Annotated in this window: 15 protein-coding genes; 10 read left to right on the top strand and 5 right to left on the bottom strand. The window is 61.8% G+C overall.

Annotated elements, in window-relative coordinates; genetic code table 11:
• The 3 genes from CF70_RS34685 to CF70_RS09485 form a co-directional block, all read right to left on the bottom strand.
• Positions 1-968 (bottom strand): serine/threonine protein kinase (locus CF70_RS34685; RefSeq protein ID WP_152561758.1); only part of this gene is annotated, 968 nt, incomplete at its 3' end.
• Between the two features lie 31 nt (positions 969-999).
• Positions 1,000-1,779: a protein phosphatase 2C domain-containing protein gene (locus CF70_RS09490; protein WP_051648206.1), complete on the bottom strand. Its 780-nt coding sequence runs from the start codon at positions 1,777-1,779 to the stop codon at positions 1,000-1,002.
• A 77-nt stretch (positions 1,780-1,856) separates the two neighbouring features.
• A complete protein-coding gene (locus tag CF70_RS09485) occupies positions 1,857-3,485 on the bottom strand; it encodes a trypsin-like peptidase domain-containing protein (protein ID WP_035863446.1) in 1,629 nt (542 codons plus the stop codon).
• A 745-nt stretch (positions 3,486-4,230) separates the two neighbouring features.
• Between CF70_RS09485 and CF70_RS09480 the strand changes: the two genes are divergently transcribed.
• From CF70_RS09480 to CF70_RS09440, 9 genes are all read left to right on the top strand, one after another.
• Complete coding sequence (locus CF70_RS09480) at positions 4,231-4,662, top strand: host attachment protein (RefSeq protein ID WP_035863444.1); 432 nt, start codon at positions 4,231-4,233, stop codon at positions 4,660-4,662.
• A 591-nt stretch (positions 4,663-5,253) separates the two neighbouring features.
• Positions 5,254-8,010, top strand: coding sequence for a decarboxylase (locus CF70_RS09475; protein ID WP_035863441.1), 2,757 nt, complete (start codon positions 5,254-5,256; stop codon positions 8,008-8,010).
• Between the two features lie 106 nt (positions 8,011-8,116).
• Positions 8,117-9,805 carry an aspartate-alanine antiporter gene (gene aspT, locus CF70_RS09470; RefSeq protein WP_035863439.1) on the top strand — a complete coding sequence of 563 codons (1,689 nt, stop codon included), beginning with the start codon at positions 8,117-8,119 and terminating at the stop codon, positions 9,803-9,805.
• A gap of 95 nt (positions 9,806-9,900) precedes the next feature.
• A complete protein-coding gene (locus CF70_RS09465) occupies positions 9,901-11,208 on the top strand; it encodes a DUF3300 domain-containing protein (RefSeq protein ID WP_035863438.1) in 1,308 nt (435 codons plus the stop codon).
• Positions 11,209-11,220: 12 nt separating this feature from the next.
• Positions 11,221-12,135: a DUF2950 domain-containing protein gene (locus CF70_RS09460; protein WP_035863436.1), complete on the top strand. Its 915-nt coding sequence runs from the start codon at positions 11,221-11,223 to the stop codon at positions 12,133-12,135.
• Positions 12,132-12,464, top strand: coding sequence for a hypothetical protein (locus CF70_RS09455; protein ID WP_035863435.1), 333 nt, complete (start codon positions 12,132-12,134; stop codon positions 12,462-12,464). The genes CF70_RS09460 and CF70_RS09455 overlap by 4 nt, the downstream gene beginning before the upstream one ends.
• 110 nt (positions 12,465-12,574) lie before the next feature.
• The gene (locus tag CF70_RS09450; protein ID WP_035863433.1) at positions 12,575-14,191 is read left to right on the top strand and encodes a bifunctional aspartate transaminase/aspartate 4-decarboxylase; all 1,617 of its coding nucleotides are present in this window, start codon (positions 12,575-12,577) and stop codon (positions 14,189-14,191) included.
• Between the two features lie 225 nt (positions 14,192-14,416).
• Positions 14,417-15,052 carry a YceI family protein gene (locus CF70_RS09445; RefSeq protein WP_051648204.1) on the top strand — a complete coding sequence of 212 codons (636 nt, stop codon included), beginning with the start codon at positions 14,417-14,419 and terminating at the stop codon, positions 15,050-15,052.
• Positions 15,053-15,214: 162 nt separating this feature from the next.
• Positions 15,215-15,724, top strand: a complete 510-nt coding sequence (locus tag CF70_RS09440; RefSeq protein ID WP_035863462.1) for a hypothetical protein — start codon at positions 15,215-15,217, stop codon at positions 15,722-15,724.
• Between the two features lie 24 nt (positions 15,725-15,748).
• Here CF70_RS09440 and CF70_RS09435 read toward each other — a convergent pair whose 3' ends face one another.
• The gene (locus CF70_RS09435; protein WP_035863431.1) at positions 15,749-17,539 is read right to left on the bottom strand and encodes a SulP family inorganic anion transporter; all 1,791 of its coding nucleotides are present in this window, start codon (positions 17,537-17,539) and stop codon (positions 15,749-15,751) included.
• Positions 17,540-17,935: 396 nt separating this feature from the next.
• Positions 17,936-18,265, bottom strand: coding sequence for a hypothetical protein (locus CF70_RS09430; RefSeq protein ID WP_235184972.1), 330 nt, complete (start codon positions 18,263-18,265; stop codon positions 17,936-17,938).
• Positions 18,266-18,861: 596 nt separating this feature from the next.
• Here CF70_RS09430 and CF70_RS09425 point away from each other — a divergent pair.
• Positions 18,862-20,240: DUF3300 domain-containing protein (locus tag CF70_RS09425; RefSeq protein ID WP_035863458.1), on the top strand; the 1,379-nt coding region annotated here is incomplete at its 3' end.

Below are 20,240 nucleotides of genomic sequence, written 5' to 3'. Positions count from 1 at the left end.
ACGCTTGGATTGACGCTTGGATTGACGCTTGTGTTTACGCTTGGGTTGACGCTTGTGTCGATGCTTGAGCTCACGCGCTCGACGCGGGTGGTTTTGAGATCGGGCGCATTGAACCTCTGAAGCACGCCTTCGCTGACGATATCGGGCGCATCGGCAAGTAGCGAAGCAGCCCCCAGGGCACGGCCAAAGTCCTCTACCGAGTCGAACCGTTCTTCGGGGGCTTTGGCAAGCGCCCGCATCAGCGCCCTTTCGACGCCGGGGTCGAGATCCCGGCATAGCGAGGCCAAAGGCGGAGGCAGCGTTTCCACCTGCGCGCGGATCAATTCATAGTCGCTGGTGGCGTTGAAAGGCAGCCGCCCGGAGATCAGTTCGTACAGGACGGTCGCAAGGCCATACAGGTCGCTTCTGCCGTCGCCCTCCTGGCCGCGCAATTGCTCGGGAGACGCGTAGGCCAGGGTGCCGACGATGTCGCCTTGTTGCGTGAGGCGTTGCGAACCCTGAATGCGCGCGATGCCAAAATCCATGATCTTCAGCGTGCCGCTGTCCGTCAACATCAGGTTCGATGGTTTGATATCGCGGTGAATCACGCCCATCTTGTGCGCGTAGCGCAGACCCATGATGGCCTGGATGATCACCGCGAGACTGTCCCGCACGGTGAACGGGCCGATGCGCTGCAGGACGGTCTCAAGTGTGTGGCCATGAACGAGCTCCATCACCATGCACAGGGTATCGGCGTCCTTGAACAGCGCGTACAGCGTCGTGATGTTCGGGTGGTTCAGCTTGGCAAGGCTTGTGGCCTCCGCGCGAAAGCGCTCCAGGAATGCCTTGTCGAGGCTTAGCTCCGGCCTCAGGGTCTTGATGGCAACATCACGCTCGAGCTCGGTATCGAAGGCGCCATAGACCTCGCCGATCCCGCCGCGCCCCAGCAGGGTGCGAATCTCGTAGTGGCCTATCTGCCTGGCTGACATGGCGAGTCCATCAAAACCATTAATGCTGCTTTCAGAAAGGACGGGTCTCGCGCGTTGAGCGAACCGACTCGCTACCTGTTGCCGGCTGTCGCTGCAAACTGCAGATCGCAACCGACGCGTTATCCAGCCCGCCCGCCATGCGCGCGAGTTCAATCAGCTTGCGACAGGCATCGACCGGGTCAAGCTTCATGAGCAAGGACGTAATCGTAGCCTCGTCGACCTGGCCGAATATGCCGTCAGTGCATAGCATCAGGACGTCGCCATGCGCCAGCGGAAAGCCTTCCGGCGAAACCGACGGCGCATGGTCCGGTGCCCCGAGCGCCCGCAGAAGTACATTCCGGTCCGGGTGCCTGTTGGCTTCTTCCGCCGTCAGCAGGCCATCGCGAAACATCTTGCCGACGAGCGAGTCATCCTGCGTCAATTGCCGGAACGCGCCCTGGCGAAGGAGATAGATCCGGCTATCGCCGATGTGGGCGATATATGCGAGGCCATCAACAATGGCGACCGCGCTACAGGTGGTTCCCATCCCGTCGCAACCGGGGTCGGCGGCGGCACGATCACGGATAGCCTGATCGGCAACGACAAACGCCATTGTCAGTGCGGCTGCCGGCACGCGCGCACTACGGTAATACTCGTGAAGCACCGTGCGCAACGCGATCTGGCTAGCCACATCGCCTGCTGCGTGCCCACCCATGCCATCCGCCACAACAGCCAGTGCACCGGCACGCGCGAACGGATCGTCCTCGCGTGGAATCATGCAGCCGACCGCGTCTTCGTTCCGCCCGCGGACGCAACCTACATCGCTCAGCATCGCGCACCTGAGTGCAAGCCGGGATCGATCCGCTGGACTAGTCTGGTCTGCGCACATGGCAAGCGTTCCCGGTGAACTCAGTTAAGCAGCAAGTCGAGTCCGTACTTGATCGGCACTGCGAAGGTAACGCGTTCGTCGCCCATGGAACGGGAATAGGTAAACAGCCCGATCACCTTGCCGTCGCGGTCGAACACCGGGCCGCCGCTGTTGCCGTGGCCCGTGGCGGTCACCGTCAGCTGATAGACGTCGCCGAGGTCATCGTAGGTCTGAACATTCTTCTCTGCCTTGACGGTGTCGCCGACCTTCGCGATGATGCCCTCCGTTACCGTGGGCTGAGGAATCAATTCGACGAGATTGGCAATATTTCCGCCTTCGCTCGATTGAACGATCGCGTGCTTTTCCTCGGATATGCCTGGATAGCCGAGCACAGTCACGCGCTCGCCTACGCGTGGCCGGGAACCCACCGAGGCAAGGTTGATGGTAGGCAATTTGCGCGTGGCATCAATTTTGATCTCAGCCACGTCCGCTTCGGCGGACGACTTGACTACGCGTGCCTCGATGCTATCCCGCGTATCGGGAAAGCGCACCGCCAGGTTTTCATTGCGCCCCTCGAGAACGGCCATGGACATGGTGCCAAGCGCCATGCCTCCCGGCACGGCGAAGTTCGGCCTTATCAACCTCACCGGGTGGTCAAAGTCCCAGCCTTTGAGATGCCTGAAGGCCTTTGGGTTAATCCGGGCGAGGCTGACTTCACCCTGGCCAGCCGTTGAGACCCGAATCAGTATGCCGCCATTCGAGTCGAAGTCCATCCAGCCCGGCACCTTCCACCCCTGGGCGACGTGTTTGTTCGTCAGGATAAATCCCTGGTCCTTGACGACAAATCCACTGCCGCGTCCACCCACTTCAATTGGAATGCCGCGATGATCGTCGTCGTCAGTCGTCAGCCAGCGCTGAATGGGACTGTTATCGATCTGGATAAAGCAGGGAAGCCGCAGGTTTTCGACGATACAGATGCGCTGGTAAACGGGGCGGCCCGTGGTCTTGTCCACGATATGCCAGCGGGCCTCCACAACCACCGTTGCCCCGCCGAAATCCGCGACGATTGCCTCGGGACTTTTCCCGAACAGGATACCGAAGTGCGAAAATGCGCCGACAACGATGGCGCCCAGCACCACCACCGCACCAGCGCCGATGAGCAGCTTGCGCCCGGCCGAGCGCTTCTGCTGATCCAGCATCCGTATCACCGTCTCCTTACCCACGCGATCGTCCGTGGCTTGCGCGGAGACGCCGGGAGTGGGCGCCGAAGGGCGGCTCACCCGCGTTTCAGCTACTGCCTTTGCGTTCACGCGTGTCGGAGCGGGCGCAACAACGGGCCGCGGCTCAAGGTCGAACGTCAGGCGCGGTCCGCCCTCGCCCAGTTCGATGCTATCGCCCGGCGCCAGCAGCGTCTCATCCTTGACCGCGCGGCCGTTATGGAATGTACCGTTGCTACTGCCCAGGTCGACCAGCGTATAGCGAGGGGGTTCGTCTTTCCTGATTTGAATTGCGGCATGCTGCCGGCTCACCAGATCGTCGCGCTGCGGGTCGAAAACGACAGTAGCCGCCGGGTCCCGTCCCAGGACTATTTGATCGAACCGGTCAACTTCAAACTGTTCGATCTGATGCGCCTTCGAACCGGAAATGTGAGTAATGATGATGCGTGTCATCCCGGTCTCCCTTATGGTTGCCGGGTAACGTTTCTGAAGATATCTGATTCTCTCGCAATATCACGAAAACCCGATCGATTAGCGCTTTTCGCAATATCCCGGACACCGGTATGTTTAAAGTGATCCGCGCAAACCGCCAATGTGGGGTCTTGCGACCCTCGCATGCGAACCAGGTAAGTTGTACTGCGGCGTCGAGTGTCCTTTCCGGTACAGGCTGCCGGCGGCTTCTGACGATACGCGTGCGCCCGTGCGGGCAGGACATGGGAGGGCAAAGCTGCACCTCGCGCCAGCACAATGGGGCCAAGGTGCAAGATGGACAAAGGTGAAGATGGCCAAGGCATGCGCGCCCCCGAATGGCACCGGCGGGCGTCTCATCGAAGCGCACTGCCGGCGACCTTCCCCCCGGGCACTAAAGCGCGCCAGCTTGGCGCGAAATGTGACGCTATGGTGGTACTTATCAAAAAGAGTATAGATGACCCGGGATGGGTTCGCCAAAGGAAGCAGGCACTGCCCGATAGGGCGAGAAATGGCGTCGTATTCTCCTGACCTGTCGGCAAACGGTCATCCCCATCAATGCAAAGTCACGCTCCGTGCACATGGCTCATCCCGCAGTGTCGGATGCAGGGTGCGACCGGCTCCGGTCCCACATGGGATTCCGCTCAACGGAGAAGCTTTGCACCTCCACGGCAGCCGCCGCAGGACCTATCCTTGAACCATGAACCTGGCCTGACGGGAGGAACTGGCGATGACGACGATCTGGACCATTACCGCCGATAGCAGTCGCGCCCGGATTTTCCAGGCCCATGGAACAGGCAACGACTTCCATGAGATTCAGGATTTTATCAACCCGCTGGGCCGCGCCAGGGACGGCGAGTTGCGCCAGGATGCCCAGGGACGCTACGCTGGCAAGGGCGAGCCGGGTCATTCCGTGCCACCCCGCACCGACCCCATAGAGAGGGAGCACGACGCGTTCGCGAGGATGTTGGGGCAATTTCTCGAGCAGGCCGGCCAGGAGCATCGCTACGACAAGCTTCGCCTGGCCGCGGCGCCGAAGTTTCTCGGCAAGCTGCGCGAGCACTTGGGCAAGGCGGCCCAGAAGGCGGTATTCGAAGAACTCGATGAGAATATCTCGAAGCTGAAACCCATCGAAATTCAGCGCCGCCTGAACAGGAGTTGAGGCAGATGTTCTGATTGTCAGGTGCGAACGGCGAGACTTCCGCGCTTCGTGCCGTTGCATGGCGCCGGAGGTATGCTGGAGCGCCGTCCCATGCACCGCTACTAACGGGCGGCGCCGCTGCGTTTGAGGATCAATCAGCAAGCGCGCCTCGCCATTGAAGCGCCACACTGTGAAAGAGGGGCGCGCACCCCAGCTGTCTTGCTGTCTTTTCCAGCGAGTTGGCGGGCTCCCGCCATGGCGGCAGTGAGCCCGACCAGCACGGCTGCGAGACCCGATCCGTCACTCCCGCCTGACGAACATACCCCCTCATCGAACACTCGGCGGACACGCCATGCCGCTTCCGAATCTCGGATAGTGAACTGCCAGCCACGACCGGATTTTTCTACCGATCGTCAAAATGCGCACTATATTTGACTTGCACTATCGCGCAGAGCATTCCTCGCCACTGACGAACTGAGGTTGCCGTTCGTTGCAGGCCGCGCTACGCGCCAAACCGGCATCGCGCACGCGAACATACCCCAAACAGGGTATGGCGTCGTGCGGGATGCGATCTGCTCCGATGTTGTCCCATTCGCACGATGGAGGCAAGACATGGCTGCAACCGAAGCAACGGCTCCGAAGTTTGGGCTCAACCAGTTCTTCTCCGCCTGGGACGCACGTATCGACCGCTGGCGCACCCTCAACCGTATCACGCGAACCCTGGCCGCCCGGCCAGCGCAAAACGGGGATGAATTGCGTCAGCAAGCCATTGCTGTGTTGGAAGAGTTGCATCCAATCGAAGAGTTGAACGCATATCCCGGACCGCACTTGATTGCACAGGTGCAGGAGCGCCTGGCAAGCGGGGACCGGGTTGGCCTGGAGCGCATTGTGCAGCGTATCAGCAGCGCCCTGCTTTCCAATAGCTACCGGGACAATAGAGAGGCCTGGATCATCGAGGACGAAGGTGAGTCGCATCTTCCGGATTTCCTGCCACCATCGATCGGCCGTGGACAGAGCCGCAAGCCGTATTTCGAGGTATTGCTGGTGGCGGCCGGCGAGCGCTCAACCTGGCCCGACCTGCGTGAATCGTTCCGCAGGCTGCGGCGAGACGACGATCATTTCATTTATGAAACCGTTGTGGTTGGCAGTTTTGAAGACGCCATACTTGCCGCGATATTCAACTGCAATCTTCAGTCGGTTGTGATCGTCGACGGCTTCGCCTTTGCATCGCAATATACGTCCCCGGCGCTGCGCGACATCATCGTGCGCAATACGCCAACGGGCACCGGTTCAGCCATGGAGGATATGGGAACAGCGCTTGCTCGCCTGCTCCGAGGCCTGCGCCCCGAGCTCGATGTGTTCCTGTCCACCGACCGAGATATCGGTCACCTTGCCGGGTCCGAGGAGGCCGCGCCCCTTCGCCGGATTTTCTACGGCGCGGAAGAACCGATGGAAATCCACCTTGCCATTCTGGATGGCATCAAGGACCGATACGATACCCCGTATTTTGACAACCTGAAGCACTATGCGGCGCGCCCGATTGGCACCTTCCACGCGCTGCCGATCGCCCGGGGCAAGTCCGTCTTCAAGTCAAACTGGATCCGCGACATGGGCGAGTTCTACGGCGCCAACCTGTTTCTCGCGGAATCGTGCGCCACCACCGGCGGGCTGGATAGCCTTCTGGAGCCAACCGGCAATATCAAGCAGGCTCAGGAGAAAGCCGCGCGGGCATTCGGCGGCGACCGCGCCTTCTTCGTCACGAATGGCACCTCGACCGCCAACAAGATTGTGCACCAGGCACTGCTCACCCCGGGCGACATCGTACTGATCGACCGCGACTGCCACAAGTCGCACCACTACGGCATCGTGCTGGCCGGCGCGCTGCCTCTCTACATCGATGCCTATCCGCTGACGCAGTACTCCATGTACGGCAGCCTGGCGATCCGTCCCATCAAGCAGGCACTGCTGGCGCTCAAGGCCGAAGGCAAGCTCGACCGGGCCAAGATGCTGGTGCTTACCAATTGCACGTTTGACGGCCACATCGCCAACGTGGAACAAACAATGCTGGAGTGCCTTGCCATCAAGCCCGATCTTGTCTTCCTCTGGGACGAGGCATGGTTCGGCTTTGCGCGATTCTCGCCACTGCTGCGCATGCGCACCGCGATGGGTGGCGCCGCCAGGTTGCGCGAGCTGATACATGATCCGCTGTATCGCGACAAATACGAAGCCTTTAAAAATTCGCTCGATGGCATTGGCGACACCGACTTGCGACTGCTCGACATGCCATTGCTGCCTGACCCGGACCAGATCAAGGTACGCGTCTACGAAACCGAGTCAATCCACAAGTCAATGTCGTCCCTGCGCCAGGGCTCGATCATTGTCGTCGCCGATCAGGAATTCCATACCGTCGAGGCACAGTTCAAGGAGGCGTTCTTCACGCATACTTCCACATCGCCAAACCTGCAGATCATTGCCTCCATCGATGTAGCCCGGCGGCAAATGGAACTGGAAGGGTACGAACTCGTGCAGCGGGCCCTGCAGCTTGCCATGGAGATCCGCAAAGAGATCAACAATCATCCGCTGATCTCGAAGTACTTCCATGCTGCCACGCCAGCGGAAATGATTCCGCCGGAGTATCGCGTCACCGGATTTTCCGATTACGGAATGCCAGGCAGTACTGTCTCCGACGCTACCCAGGCCTTGCGCAAAGACGAGTTTTTCCTCGATCCGACCCGCATCACGCTGCTGTGCGGCAATGCGGGCTACGACGGTACACGCTTCAAGGGACTGCTCGCCGAAACCTACGACATCCAGATCAACAAGACGTCGCGCAATAGCGTGCTGGTGCAGATCAATATCAACAATACGCGCAGCGACATGGCGCACCTCATCAAGACACTTGCGGACATATCCCGCGCACTGGAGCGTGAACTGGACATCGGCGGCGATAGCGTGCGAGCCAGTTTTGAAGCGCGCGTGAAGGGATTGGTTGAGGACGTGCCAGAGCTTCCGAACTTCAGCCGATTCCACAATGCGCTGCGCGAGAACAGCGAGAGCGCAACGCCGGAAGGTGACATGCGCGCTGCGTATTATCTTGCCTACAACGCGCAGGCCTGTGAGTGTATCGGGCTAAATGACGCTCGCGTCGACGAACGACTGAAGAACGGCCCGGAACTGGTTTCCGCCAAGTTCGTGATCCCCTATCCTCCCGGGTTCCCAATCATGGTCCCCGGGCAAGTTATCACGCCGGAAACCATTGCATTCATGCGCAAGCTGGATGTCAAGGAGATTCACGGATACAACGCGGCGCGTGGCCTCGAGTTGCTCAAGCCCGAAGCCTTGGAAGCGCTCAGGCGAAAAACAGGATGATTCGTTTCCTGCGTTTGCCATCGGGATTCATCAGGAATCATTGCGATGGACTACTGCGGGAGCGGAGGCGCCCGTTTTGACCTACCCATAGCTCATGGAGGTGGCTATGTCCTGGTTCGTTACAACACTCAAAGCGTATCCGGAAATTGCGATATTTCTCGCGCTGGGAATCGGGTACTGGATTGGCGGAAAAAGCTACAAGGGCTTCAGCCTGGGCGCTGTAACGTCGACGCTGCTCGTGGCGATCGTCATCGGGATCCTGGGCGTGAAAATCTCCGCCAATGTGAAGTCTGTCTTCTTTCTCATGTTCTTGTTCGCGGTGGGATATGGCGTGGGTCCGCAGTTCGTACGCGGCATCGCCAAGGACGGCGTGCCACAAGCCATCTTTGCCTTGATCATGTGTGTGCTGTGCCTGGCATCGTCAGTCGGAGCAGCAATGATGGCCGGGTATGACCTGGGTTCGGCTGCCGGGCTCCTCGCGGGATCGCAAACGATCTCCGCGTCCATGGGATTGGCCACAGACGCGATCAACCGGCTCGGCTTGCCACCGGATGAGGCGAAACAAATGCTTGACGGCATGCCAATCGCGTACGCGGTTACGTATATCTTCGGCACGGTGGGTTCGGCGATCATCCTGGCGCAGATCGGCCCGAAGCTTCTGGGTATCGACCTGGTGGCCGCGTGCAAGGATTACGAGAAGGGCCTGGGTGCGGGAGAGCCGGGCGCGGCCGGCACGGAGTGGCACGAATTCGAACTGCGCGCCTACTCACTGGCGCCAAACAGCCCCTATATCGGCAAGTCTGTTGGCGAACTGGAATCCGGCACGCAGGAAGGCGTCAGAGCCTTCGTTGAACGCATTCGTCGTGGCGGCAAGGTGATGGAGGTGGACCTTGGCACCCGGCTGGAGCCGGGCGACATTGTTGCGATTGGCGGAAAGCGCCACCAGATGATAGAGCGCCTCGGTCCAAGCGGCAGGGAAGTCGAAGACGCGGAGTTGCTCAATATCCAGACCGAGGGTGTTGATATCTACGTCACCAACAAGGAGGTGGATGGCCTTACCCTGCAGGAATTGGCCCGCTGGCCGGGCGCGCGCGGGGTGTTCCTCAAGAGGATCAAGCGCGGGCCAACCGAAACCGTGATCCCGGTCTTGCCCAAGACGAAACTCTACCGCGCCGACGTCGTCACAGTGGTTGGACGTACACAAGACATCAACGCGACCGCGAAGAAGCTCGGCTACATCGATCGGCCCACATCGGTGACGGACGTGGCCACCATGTCGCTTGCAATCACTGTTGGCGCGTTGATCGGCGCGATCGTCCTGAAGGTGGGCGGTGTTCCCTTGACCATTTCCACGGCCGGTGGCGCGCTGATTGCCGGCATTATCTTCGGATGGTACCGGGCCATCCGCCCGACCTTCGGTCGCATACCGGAGCCTACGGTCTGGTTCATGAACTCGGTTGGACTCAATGTCTTCATTGCAGTTGTCGGAATCTCCGCAGGCCCCGGATTTGTCGCTGGCTTGCAGAAGCTTGGGATCAGTCTTTTCCTCTGGGGCATCTTTGCGACGTCGGTGCCGCTCATTGTCGGAATGCTGATCGCCAAGTACGTATTCCATTTTCATCCCGCTATTTTGCTGGGGGTATGCGCCGGCGCGCGGACCACCACAGCTGCGCTGGGTATGGTCTGCGAAGCGGCGAAGAGCCAGGTTCCGGGTCTTGGTTACACCGTTACCTATGCTGTGGGGAACACGTTCCTGACGATCTGGGGCATGGTCGTCATCATGATTCTTTCCTGAACTAGCGGTGCGCGGTTTGATCTCGATAGCCTTTCGCCCCAGCCGCTTGGGTGGGGACTCGTGCATATGTCTCACTCAGTCGAGGGGGAGTAGCCATGCGTGCATGTAGTAAGCGGCTGGCTCAAGTCCTCCGGGCGTGGTTCCTCGTTGGGACACTGCTCGCATCAGGCGTTCTGAATGCCCAGGAGCAGGCCGCGCCTTCCTTCAAGCCAGAAGAGATCGAGGCATTGGTCGCGCCAATCGCGCTCTACCCGGACTCGGTGCTGTCCCAAGTGCTGATGGCTTCCACGTATCCCCTGGAGATCGTGTATGCCGCTCGCTGGGTCAAGGCCCATCCGAACCTCAAGGGCGATGATGCGGTCCAGGCTGTCGCGAACGAATCATGGGACGTCAGCGTAAAGTCGCTGGTCGCCTTTCCTCAGGTCCTTGAGCCTATGTATGACAAGCTCGACTGGACGCAGAGGCTTGGCGACGCCGTTCTCGCGCAAGAAAAGGAAGTACTGGCTGCAGTGCAGCGCCTGCGCTCGCGGGCCCAGAAAGCCGGCAACCTGCAGTCGAATGAGCAGCAACGGGTGATCGTGGAGCAGGCGACAACGGCCGAGGCGGTGTCGCCCACAATCGTTCGCATCGAGCCGGCTAACCCGCAGGTCATCTATGTCCCCGCCTATGACCCCGCCATTGTCTATGGCGGATGGGGTTATCCGGCCTACCCGCCCTACTACTGGCCACCGTACCCCGCGTACTATCCCGGGGGCGCCCTCCTCGGCGGGTTCGCGTGGGGACTTGGCTTTGCCGCCGCAGGTGCGATCTTTGGCAACTGTAACTGGGGCGGTGGCAACATCAACATCGACATCAACCGTGGCGCCCACATCGACCACCACTTCGATCGCAACAAGGCCCAGGGCGGACGCTGGCAGCACGACGCGAGCCATCGCAAGGGTGTTGCCTACCGCGACAATGCGTCTCGCGAGAAGTTTGGCCGCAGCGTGGCTGGCGCCGACAGGCGCGCGGACTTCCGTGGTCGCGAGGGGGCCACCGGCGGGCGCACCAGCGTTGCCGACCGGGCCGCGGCTGGTGACAGGGCCGGCACTGGTGATCGTACCGGAGCTTCAAGCAGGCCTGGCACGTCCGATCGCGCCGGCGCTTCAAACAGGCCCGGCACGTCCGACCGCGCCAGGGATGCCGACCGGTACAGCGCTGGCTTCGGCGGCCGCGACAACTCCTTCCAGGGTGTCGGCGGCGGGAATGTCGCGCAACGCGACGTCAGCCGGGGACAGTCCAGCATGCAGTCTTCCGGGTTCAACCGCCCGAGCGGTGGTGGCGCGGGAGGCTACGGAGGCGGCGGCCGTGGCGGCGGGGGCGGATTTGGCGGTGGCGGACGCGGCGGCGGCGGCCGGCGCTAAGGAGAGACGGGCATGAAATCACCTCGGCTATGTCGTCAAGGCCGGCTCTTCATCACGATATTCTCCGTGCTCAGTGCGCTGCTGTCGGGGCTCGGGGCGGTATCTGCCGCACACGCAAATCAGGTGTTTGCATCGCCCGAAGCAGCGATGAGGGCATTTGGCGACGCGGTACTCAATGATGACGAGGCGGCAATGAAGCGCCTTCTGGGCGCCAACTTTCGTGACCTGATACCGCCCGTGGGTGCCGAAGTCCGATACCAGTTTCTGGCGGCCTGGGGGCGTGCCCATGCACTCCAGCCGGTCGACCATCGCGCATACATCGCCGTGGGCAACGACGGTTGGACCCTGCCCATCCCTCTCGTGAAGTCAGCCCACGGCTGGCAGTTCGACACGCGCGCCGGGGCAGAGGAAATGCGTGTACGCCGCGTCGGGAGGAACGAACTGGCCGTGATCCAGACGATGCTGGCCATCCACGATGCGCAGAACGAATACGCCCTGGCCGCCCACGACGGCAGCGCCGTGCTCGCCTATGCGGCCAGGCTGTCGAGTTCCCCCGGAAAGCGGGACGGATTGTACTGGCCAACTCGCGCCGGTGAGCCAGCGAGCCCGCTCGGCCCGGGTTTCATGGGAGCCGGCACGCGCAATGCCGGAAAGGATGGCTACTATGGCTATCACTACAAGCTCCTCACATCGCAAGGCCCGCACGCGCCGGGCGGCGCATTCGACTACATAGTCAACGGCAAGCTCTTCGGCGGATTCGCCGTCATCGCCTGGCCCGTGCGCTACCAGGACACTGGCGTGATGAGCTTCATGGTGAGCCACGAGGGCCAGGTCTATGAACGCGACCTGGGTGCCGACGGCGCCGTCAAGGCGTCGGCAATGAACACTTTTGACCCCGGCCCCGGCTGGAGGAAGGTCTCACCATGAAGAACCTGCTTGCTACCCTGACATTTGGCGCCATCCTGGCCGTCTCGGGTTGTACCTACTATGGCTATCCGGCCGGCACCGTACCCGCGAGCTATGACCGTTCGTTCTCCGCCGCCGCGGACGCCATGCGCGATCAGGGCGTGGCGATCAACGTTCAGGACCAGGCAAGCGGTACGGTCGCGGGCCAGCGCAACGGCAGCACCGTGACCGCCAGCGTGCGGCAGCAGGCCGACGGCAGCGTGCGCGTGCAGTTCAACACCAGTGACTCGCGCGATCCCGGCCTGCTCGATCGTATCTCGCAAAGCTACGACCGCCGGATGGGACGCTGATCGCAACAGGATCACGATTCTGAAGTTCACGCCATTGACTAGAATGGATTCCGTGATGCGTTGATTGACTATTTATCTCCGCTATGCACCATTTTATGGGGGAATGCGCCATGAGCAAGCCAGATCCGTCGAAGTTGGAAAGTCTCTCGCCGTTTGAACTCAAGGATGAATTGATCAAGCTGGCCGGGAGCGTCACGAACCGTTTGATGCTTAACGCCGGACGCGGTAATCCCAACTTCCTTGCAACCGTGCCGCGCCATGGCTTCTGGCAGCTTGGCTTGTTTGCCATGACCGAATCCGAACGGTCCTTTTCTTACCTCGCGGAAGGCGTCGGGGGTTTTCCCCGGCGGTCTGGCATCGAGGAGCGCTTCGATCTCTTCGCGCGTTATCACCGCGACACCCCGGGGGTCAGGTTCCTGGCAGGCGCCGTCTCTTTCGTGCGAGACCAGCTCGGCCATGACGGGGGCGATTTCCTCTACGAGATGTGCGAAGGCATCCTGGCCTGCAACTATCCGGTACCGGATCGCATGCTCAGGCTTAGCGAGAAAATCGTCAAGCAATACATCCGAAAGGAAATGATTGGCACGCATCCCTTTTTGGGCGATTTTGACTTGTACGCGGTCGAGGGCGGTACCGCGGCGATGACTTATCTGTTCAATTCGATGAAGGTCAACGGGCTGCTCAAGGCCGGTGACACGATCGCACTGGGCGTGCCCATCTTTACGCCCTATATCGAGATCCCGGAACTGAAGGAGTATGACCTGGCCGAACTGAAGATCGAAGCGGATCCGACTGCTGGCTGGCAATACCCCAACAAGGAGCTCGACAAGCTGCGCGACCCGAAGGTCAAGGCCTTTTTCCTTGTGAATCCGAGCAATCCACCCTCGGTGCGAATGAGCGACGAGAGCCTCAACTATCTCGCTGCCATCGTCAAGGAACGTCCGGACCTGATCATCCTGACCGACGACGTGTATGGCACCTTTGCCGACAACTTTGTGTCGCTATTTGCCATGTGCCCGAAGAACACCATCCTGGTGTACTCGTTCTCCAAGTACTTTGGCGCAACCGGCTGGCGGCTAGGCGTGATCGCGACCCATAAGTCGAATCTGTTCGATGAAATGCTCTCGAACTTGCCAAAAGCCGCACGCCAGGACCTGCACCATCGCTACGCATCGATTACTACCGAACCGGACAAGTTGCCGTTCATCGATCGCATCGTGGCGGACAGCCGCACGGTGGCGCTCAATCACACGGCGGGCCTTTCCACCCCGCAGCAGGTGCAGATGGTGCTGTTCTCTCTGTTTTCCCTGATGGATTCGACCGAGAGCTACAAGAACGCCATGAAGCGGTTGATCCGAAGCCGCAAGGCAGCGTTGTATCGCGGCATGGGTGCAGCCCCCGAACCTGTGGATCCGAACGTGGTCGACTATTACACACTGCTCGACGTCGAACAGCAAAGCAAGGACGTCGGGCCGGATTTTGTCAAATGGCTCCTTGATTCGATTCAGCCCCACGAGTTGCTGTTCCGCCTGGCCGAGGAGGCGGGCGTGGTACTGCTGCCTGGCAAGGGATTCGGTACGCGCCACCCGTCGGGACGGGTTTCGCTGGCCAACCTCAACGAAGAGGACTATGTGAAGATCGGCCGCTGTGTGCGCAAACTGCGCGACGAGTATCTCGAGCGTTATCGGAAGTCGGGCGGGGAACAGCACAAAGGCAAAAAGAAGTAGAGCCTGAAGCCAGGCGCGTTTGCAGGCTACCTCCGCGAGAAGAGTCAGAGTCTTGCCATGGCCCCCGTCCGGCCTGCCCGGGCGGGGGCCGGTACGGGTAACACGGCCTCGCCCTGCTCCATCCTGACTGCCCCTTTCGGCCTTTGCGGCTGCGCGGAATGGAATAAATCCTGGCCGCCACGCGTTTACCCAGACAGACCACAACGCTTCGGCCGAGGAGAAAGCGTGCGCGATTTGCCACTCCGGTTCCGGGCCACCCGTGGGCACGCGATCGCCAAACTTGTGCTCGCCGCATTCGCATCGCTGGCGGGCGCCGCCATCCAGGCCCAGACAGCCGACGCGGACGGGCGGCCCGATCGCTACGTGCTGGTGCCACAACACTCCAGCGTCACGCTCGATGTCGACGCCTTCTCGCGCTCAAAGATCAGGATGCGCTTTCACCGGATGAATGCGCAGCTCGAAGGAACGCAGGCCGGCCTTGACTCCGGCCGGGTCACGGTGACCATCGATGCCGCTAGCGTCGAGGCGCGCCCGCGCATCCTGTCCCCGCTCATCCGGGGCAGCGGCATGCTCGATGTGGCCCGCTATCCGGAGATCCGCTTTGTCAGTACCCGCTTTGTGCGGACCGGGGAAGGCAGCGGGTGCCTTATTGGCAACCTCACGGTCCGCGGCATCACGCGCTCGATCAGCCTTCTCGTAACACCAGCCGGCCCTATCGGAGATCCACGACGCGATGACACGCTTGCCTTCTCCGCGGTCGGAGAAGTCAGCCGGCGGGAATTCGACCTGGCAGCATGGTTCCCCGCCGTGGACGACGCCGTGCGCATGAATATCCAGGTGGAGTTCGTGCATGGGCCCTGACGCACCTGCCAACAGCCGGGGTTTCCTCGCCGACGCGGCAGCACGGGCAGCATCGGGGCTGGCGCAAAGGGGGCCGGGAGCAGGGTCCGGAATGTAGCGGATGGACTATGCTTGGATTGAACCGGTGGAAAGTAACCTTACCTTCTGCAGTGGAGGATGGTGATGCAATATCGCTTAGCCCAGTGGCTGGCCGGCACCGCGGTTGCGCTGTCGGCCTGTGCGTCCCTGCAACCCGTGCAGACTGCGCAGCAGATGATCGGCAGCCCGGAAAGCTCCGTTCGCGAGACCTTTGGCGCGCCTACTGAGACCTATGCGCTCGCCGACGGCACCACACGATGGATCTATTCGCACCAGCCCATGGGATTTGAAGTCTACGCCGCGGATTTTGACGCGAACGCAAGGCTCGTCAGCTTCCGCCAGATGTTGACCGAGAAAGAGATCTACGAGGCAAAGCCAGGCGTCTGGACCAAGCGCGACGTGACTGAGCGCTTCGGCCTGCCGCGGGAGCCTGTCCAGTACTATCCGCTCATGAAGCGCGAGGCATGGTCCTACCGGCTCTATGCGAATGGCTATCTGCCTGCCCACTTCAGTGTCTACTTTGACGACCAGGGCGTACTGGATCGCACGATGATCATCGTGGATCCGCTCGGAGGCGACCGAATGCGCAAGTGATGCAAGTAATGCAAGTGATGCCGCTCAGCGATCCTCGTCTTCCCAGTCCACCCAATCCACCGGATAAGTCGCGAGATATTTGCTGACGGCCGCACCGAGTGTCGGAAAGAATGCCGCTTCGCCAAACCGCGCGAAAAGCCCGAATCGCTTCAGCTTGTCCTTGACGGGATCCTTCATCTCGGCCACGCAGAACTTGATGCCAGCCGAGTGCAAGGCGTCGTCCAACTCGGCAAGCATGTCGGCGGAGGTCACGTCCACGCTGGTGACCGGCTCCGCCGAAACAACCAGCCAGCGCACCGGCGTGGGCGATGCAGCCACCGCATCCAGCGCCCGGTCATGGAACAATTCCGCGTTGGCAAAGAACAAGGGCGCATCCCAGCGAAACAGGACCAGGCCGGGGATGAGCCGTGCCTCGGGATAGCGCTTGATGTCATGGTACCCCTTGACGCCATCGGCGCGCCCAAGAACCGCGGAGTATGGGCGCCAGCCATCCCAGAGAAATTCGATGACGGCAACTACGATGGCCAGGCCGATGCCTTCAATCGCGCCCAGCACAACCACGCCAACTGTACAGAAGATCGATAGCCAGCACTCCCAGCGCTGGATGCGATAGATTCGCCGCAGGTCGGTGATCTCGATCAGCCCGATGGCCGATGCGATCACGACCGCGGCGAGTGCGCTGGTGGGCAAATGCCGCAGCAGATCCGGCGCCGCCAGCAGCAGCAAGGAAACAGCGAGCGCACCGACTACGCCGGACAGTTGGGTTCTGGCGCCCGCGGCCTCGGCCACGGGAGTACGCGACGAACTACTGCTGATGGGGAAGCCCTGAAAAAACCCCGCAGCCAGATTGGCGAGGCCGAGTCCCACCATCTCCTGGTTCGGGTCGACATAGGTGCGGGTCCGCGCCGCATAGACACGAGAGAGCACGCTGGTGTCCGCGAACGAGACAAGGGCAACGGCAAAGCCGCCGATCAGAACGGGGACGATATCGGCGCTGGTGATCCAGGGGATGGCGAGCGCTGGCAGGCCTTGCGGCAGCGGACCGAGGACCGACACCCCGCCGCGCGCTGCGAGGTCCAGCATGCCAACGGCGATGGTTGCGCCAACCACCGCGATCAGGATGCCCGGCAAGCGCTTGTTGCCCTTGAGCAGCAGGATCACCGCCAGGGTGGATGCGCCGACCGTGAACGTGGTCCAGTTGGTCTTTCCATCCATCACCGCTGTGGCGATGGCCCATAGATTTCTCAGCGGTCCTTCGCCCTGGATCGAAAAACCGAAAAGCTTGGGCAATTGGCTGATCAATACCGTCAGCGCGATCCCGTTCATGTAGCCATAGCGAATCGGCTTGGAAAGAAGCTCGGTGATGAAGCCCAGGCGGGCGATGCCGGCCAGGATACACATCGTCCCCGAGACGACCGCCATCATGCCCGCAAGGGCGACCGCGCGATTCGCGTCGCCCCCGGACAGTGGCAGGATGACAGCGAGGATGACGGCGGCCAGCGATGAATCCGGCCCCAGCACCAGAATCCGGCTGGGTCCGAACACCGCGTAGACGAGCAGCGGAACGATAGTCGCGTAGAGGCCATGGATACCGGGCAAACCCGACGCCACCGCATAGGCGATGCCGACAGGTACCAGCATCGTGGTCAGCACAAGCCCTGCCACGATGTCGTACCGCAGCCACGCCACGTGGTATTCGCGAAGCGTGCGCAATCCCGGCAGCCACCAGCCCCAGGCGGTCTGATCGGCGCCCTTCGTCCGGCGCGCAATACGGCCCGGTTCGGGGAGCGGGGACGAGGAATCCGGCTTGCTCATAAGGCCGTGGCCGCTCAATGGACAACGCAGAGTAGAGTCGGGACTTCGCGCTCCAGGATAATGGTGCTTGCCGCCTCGACCGGCCCATCAGCCAGGGTTGCTTACCGGGATCGCTTCCAAGAATTCATTGAGACCGGGCATGTTCACCTGGAGACGACGAGGTCATGCTGCGAACAAAAGGGAATCCATGGGCATCGGCGGCGCGACATGCTACAAATTCTGGCGCACGAATTCGGTGGCTTGGCGTCGCCCCGTGGCAAGTCCGCCAGGCTGCGGAAACCCCGTCCCGCAGTGACTGGCAAGCTGGCGGCACGTTGCGCCGGACAGGCCGTTGCCGCGCGACGCGAAACCGCTAACGCCTGAACGCAGGAACGGGCAGCCCTGGCGGGCAGCCAGTCATTTCTGCCCGGCTGCGGCGCGTGCGGCAGCGATTGCAGCGTCACGCTCTTTTTTCGCAGCCGCTTTTTGCTCGTCGAAAACCTTTTGCGCTTCGGCGACCTTGCGCTTGTACTCCTTCCTGGCGGCGGCCTCTTCCTGCCGCATCTTCACGATTGCATCATTATGACTTTGCCCACCCGCGCCGGAAGCGGTCTGAGCCCAAACCGGTGAAGCAATGATCGCCATCGCAAACATGACTGATGTGGCCGCCTTTAGCATAATCCTCTCCCGTTTCAAATTCTTCATGGCGGCAGCATTGATGGAATGCTTGCGGCTGCCGCGCCACATCGAATCCGCAGACTACGAGCTAGTATTGGTGTCCGCTCCACAAAAGTCAAAGGAACGTCGGGCATGACGATGCCCCATCGCTTCATTGACGTGAGCGAACGCCCCTGCCGATCGTTGCGTTTCCCTCTCATCGTAGTTCACCGCCATGCCTGCCATGGCGTCGCGCATATCTCCGCCATTTCGCTATTCAACTCCGACCCGTCTTTGCGAGGCCGCGTTGCTGCGAACCATGCTGCAAGTTGGCGCTGGCCCGCGAGCGCAGGCGCAGCGGGCGGAGGGGCAGGCACAACAGGAATGCCGCGATGGGGTCTGGCCCGAGAGGTGTGGAGTAGTTGAAGTTATTGCAACTGTGCTCTATGGTCAAATGGCGAATCGGGCAGAAAGTGCATCTCAGTTGGTGCTGCATTGGTAAGTTGCCATCGGCGACCCATTCCGGCTGCAACTTCGGTGTAGAGCCTGGCCAGGACCCCGCATGCCCCGCACGTAGATGCAAAGGCCTTGCGTTAAATGCGCATATGCCGCGCCGGGCCAATGCGCTTTCGCACGAGAAGCTCTAGTCACCCGTCAAGTGCCTTGATCAGTCGAGAGGAGCGGCCATGATTCCATGTGGTAAGCGACTGGCTCAGACCATATGCGCGTGGTTCCTCATTGGACTGGTGTTCGCATCAGGCACTGTCAATGCCCAGGACCAGGCCGCGCCAACCTTTAAGCCAGAGGAAATCGAGGCGCTGGTCGCGCCGATTGCCCTTTATCCGGATTCCGTGTTGTCGCAGGTCCTGATGGCATCGACCTACCCGCTGGAGATCGTGCAAGCGGCGCGCTGGGTCAAGGCCAACCCCAGCGTCAAGGGAGATGCGGCGGTCAAGGCGGTGGGTAACGAGAAGTGGGATGTCAGTGTCAAGTCGCTGGTTGCCTTCCCGCAGATCCTGGAGCCGATGAGTGACAAGCTCGAATGGACGCAGAAACTGGGCGATGCCTTCCTCGCGCAGGAGAGCGACGTGCTCGCCGCGGTGCAGCGCCTGCGGGGCCGCGCGCAGCAATCGGGCAACCTTAAATCCAATGAGCAGCAGAAGGTGATCACCGAGACCGGGACCGTCGCCGGCCAGTCGGGGCAGACCATCGTCAAGATCGAACCTGCCAGCCCGGAAGTCGTCTATGTGCCGGCATACAACCCCTCGGTGGTGTACGGCGCCTGGAGCTATCCGGCCTACCCGCCCACCTACTGGCCCCCCTACCCGGCCTATTACCCCGGCGCCGCACTGGCCACCGGCTTCGCGTGGGGTGTCGGCCTGGCGGCAGCCGGCGCGATTTTCGGCAACTGCAACTGGGGGGGTGGCGACGTCAATATCAATGTCAACAAGGCCGCCAACATCGACCGGAATTTCGACCGCACCAAGACGCAGAATGGGAAATGGCAGCATGACGCCAGCCACCGCAAGGGCGTCGCCTACCGCGATAACGCCTCGCGCGAGAAGTTTGGCCGCAATGTGGCGGGCGCCGACGGGCGCAATGATTACCGGGGCCGCGGCGATGCAGGCGGCCGCCAGGGCGCGGCTGACCGGGGCAGCGCCGGTGATCGTGCCGGCGTTTCCGACCGCGCGGGAAATCGCGGGGGGGAACGCGCGGGAGATCGCGGCGGGGAACGCGCGGGAGATCGCGGCGGGGAACGTGCAGGAGACCGTGCGGGGAACCGCGCAGGGGACCGCGGCGGGCCGTCTGACCGGGCTGGCGCTGCTGGCGATCGAGGTGGCGCGGGGGGCGGCGCAGGGGGCAACCGAAGCCAGGTAGCAGACCGCCAGGGCGGGCGCGACAACGCCTTCCAGGGTGTCGGTGGCGGCGGTGCATCCTCGCAGCGGGATTTCGACCGTGGACGCAGCAGCGCGCACGCCTCGCCGGCCGGGCGCGGCGGCGGCGGCGGTGGCTACAGCGGCGGCGGACGTGCCGGTGGTGGTGGTGGCGGCGGCGGCGGCGGGCG

Source organism: Cupriavidus sp. SK-3 (genome assembly GCF_000611145.1).
Lineage (GTDB): Bacteria > Pseudomonadota > Gammaproteobacteria > Burkholderiales > Burkholderiaceae > Cupriavidus.
The sequence above is the reverse complement of the archived record's forward strand: the minus strand, read 5'-3'. Positions and strand labels throughout refer to the sequence as shown.

Bases quoted from the DNA above. Each gene is read 5' to 3' on its own strand.
- CF70_RS09475 (WP_035863441.1), top strand. From the start codon at position 5,254: ATGGCTGCAACCGAAGCAACGGCTCCGAAGTTTGGGCTCAACCAGTTC.
- CF70_RS09480 (WP_035863444.1), top strand. From the start codon at position 4,231: ATGACGACGATCTGGACCATTACCGCCGATAGCAGTCGCGCCCGGATT.
- CF70_RS09435 (WP_035863431.1), bottom strand. From the start codon at position 17,539: ATGAGCAAGCCGGATTCCTCGTCCCCGCTCCCCGAACCGGGCCGTATT.
- CF70_RS09485 (WP_035863446.1), bottom strand. From the start codon at position 3,485: ATGACACGCATCATCATTACTCACATTTCCGGTTCGAAGGCGCATCAG.
- CF70_RS09450 (WP_035863433.1), top strand. From the start codon at position 12,575: ATGAGCAAGCCAGATCCGTCGAAGTTGGAAAGTCTCTCGCCGTTTGAA.
- CF70_RS09465 (WP_035863438.1), top strand. From the start codon at position 9,901: ATGCGTGCATGTAGTAAGCGGCTGGCTCAAGTCCTCCGGGCGTGGTTC.
- CF70_RS09430 (WP_235184972.1), bottom strand. From the start codon at position 18,265: ATGTGGCGCGGCAGCCGCAAGCATTCCATCAATGCTGCCGCCATGAAG.
- CF70_RS09460 (WP_035863436.1), top strand. From the start codon at position 11,221: ATGAAATCACCTCGGCTATGTCGTCAAGGCCGGCTCTTCATCACGATA.
- CF70_RS09440 (WP_035863462.1), top strand. From the start codon at position 15,215: ATGCAATATCGCTTAGCCCAGTGGCTGGCCGGCACCGCGGTTGCGCTG.
- CF70_RS09490 (WP_051648206.1), bottom strand. From the start codon at position 1,779: ATGCTGAGCGATGTAGGTTGCGTCCGCGGGCGGAACGAAGACGCGGTC.
- aspT (WP_035863439.1), top strand. From the start codon at position 8,117: ATGTCCTGGTTCGTTACAACACTCAAAGCGTATCCGGAAATTGCGATA.
- CF70_RS09455 (WP_035863435.1), top strand. From the start codon at position 12,132: ATGAAGAACCTGCTTGCTACCCTGACATTTGGCGCCATCCTGGCCGTC.